Source organism: Streptomyces sp. FH025 (assembly GCF_017427025.1).
Lineage (GTDB): Bacteria > Actinomycetota > Actinomycetes > Streptomycetales > Streptomycetaceae > Kitasatospora.
Genome location: NZ_JAFLNG010001113.1, coordinates 1 through 1,550, shown reverse-complemented (window position 1 = coordinate 1,550; position 1,550 = coordinate 1). Strand labels below are relative to the sequence as shown.

2 protein-coding genes are annotated in these 1,550 nt (G+C 72.6%); both read right to left on the bottom strand.

Annotation, left to right across the window (positions count from 1 at the left end; translation table 11 throughout):
* Window positions 1-114: 114 nt before the first annotated feature.
* Window positions 115-381: a hypothetical protein gene (locus tag J0670_RS37780; RefSeq protein WP_207817292.1), complete on the bottom strand. Its 267-nt coding sequence runs from the start codon at window positions 379-381 to the stop codon at window positions 115-117.
* Between the two features lie 186 nt (window positions 382-567).
* Window positions 568-1,470 (bottom strand): aldo/keto reductase, encoded by a 903-nt coding sequence (locus tag J0670_RS37775; RefSeq protein WP_207817291.1) that lies wholly within the window; start codon window positions 1,468-1,470, stop codon window positions 568-570.
* Between the last annotated feature and the right edge of the window lie 80 nt (window positions 1,471-1,550).

Sequence of the window (1,550 nt, the reverse complement as noted above, 5' to 3'; positions counted from 1 at the left end):
GGGCCAGGCCCACACCGACGGCGGCCGTGGCCAGGCCCAGCACGGCGAGGGGCCGGGACCACTCCCCCGCCGTGGTGGGGGCGAAGGCCGGCGGCAGGACCAGCAGCGCGACGGTCAGGGCGGTGGCCGCGGAGGCGGGGCGGATGCTCGGACGGCGGGGCCCAGCGTGTCGAGCGGCAGCAGGTGGTCGGCGAGCAGGACGGTCACCGCGAGCGCCCGCCACCAGGACGGCTCACCGAGGGCCGCGAGCAGGACCGATCCGGCGGCGAGGAGCGTGAGGGCCAGGGCGGTGCCGGTGCCGCGCAGGGCGCGGTCGACCGGGTCGGTGAGGTCTTCGACCTGCTGGCGGCCGTGTCGGGGGGCCGCTGGGCCTACTGGCACGCCTCGGGCGGCCGGGCGGCGTTGGCTCGACGCCCACCGCGCCCCCGCCCGGTGCCTCTTTGCTGGGTGAGCAAGCGTCCGATGGATCCGCCCTGTCAGTGATGCCTGATGAGATGGGTGGCCGGATGGCGCTGTTGGTGGCGGCCTGTCCGGTTCTGAAGCGGGCATCCTCAGGGCTGCCGCTCCTCAGTGTTCTTCGGGGATGAGTGTCGTGATGGCTTCGGCCTCGTCGGCGTCAAGGTGGATGTGTCCGGCGTCGATGTTCTCCTGCAGGTGCCGGATGCTGGTGGTACCGGGGATGGGCAGTGTCCGGGGTGCGAGGTGCAGCTGCCATGCGAGGGCGATCTGGCGCGGGGTGGCGTGGTGAGCGGCGGCGATCGGGCCGATCACCGCGTGGAAGAGGTCGCCGTCGCCTTCCCCGGGAAGCTCGCCCGGGTGCCAGGGAGAGAACACGATCCCGGCCTCGTCCGCCAACCGCCGTACGGCCGCGTTCTCCCGCACCGCCACGTTGTACTGCACGGTGACGGCCGCGATGTCCGTGATGGCCAGGGCGGTGCGGAGCTGGTCGGCGCTGACGTTGGACAGGCCGATGTGGCGGATGAGGCCGCTGCGCCGCATGTCGGCGAGGGTACCGACGATGTCCTCGAAGGGGACGTCGGTCATGGCCGGCGTGTGGAGGTAGTAGAGGTCGATGTGGTCCTGGCCGAGCCTCCGCGCGCTCATGTGGGCAGCCTGCCGCAGGTAGTTGCGGTTGCCGACCGCGCCCAGGTCGGCGTAGTCGGGGCCGCCGCGCACGAAGCCGCCCTTGGTGGCGATCACCAGATCGTCCGGGTAGGGGTGGAGGGCCTCGCGGATCAGCTCCTCGTTGGTGTGGGGTCCGTAGACGTCGGCGGTGTCGATGAGGTTCACACCCCGCTCGACGGCGGCGCGCAGGACGCCCACCGCGCGGGCGCGGTCGGGGTAGTCGCCCCAGACCCTCGGACCGGTCAGGCGCATCGCGCCGTAGCCGATGCGGCGGACGGTGAGGTCCCCGCCGATCGTGACGGTACCGGTCCCTTGTGCCGCGGGTTCCTGTGTCGCGGTGGTCATCTCGTTCTCCTTCGGTCGCTGCGGGTACCTGGGTCGGTTGCCTGGTCGGTTGCCTGGTCGGCGGGCGGGAGCAGCTGGCT

Bases quoted from the DNA above. Each gene is read 5' to 3' on its own strand.
- J0670_RS37775 (WP_207817291.1), bottom strand. From the start codon at position 1,470: ATGACCACCGCGACACAGGAACCCGCGGCACAAGGGACCGGTACCGTC.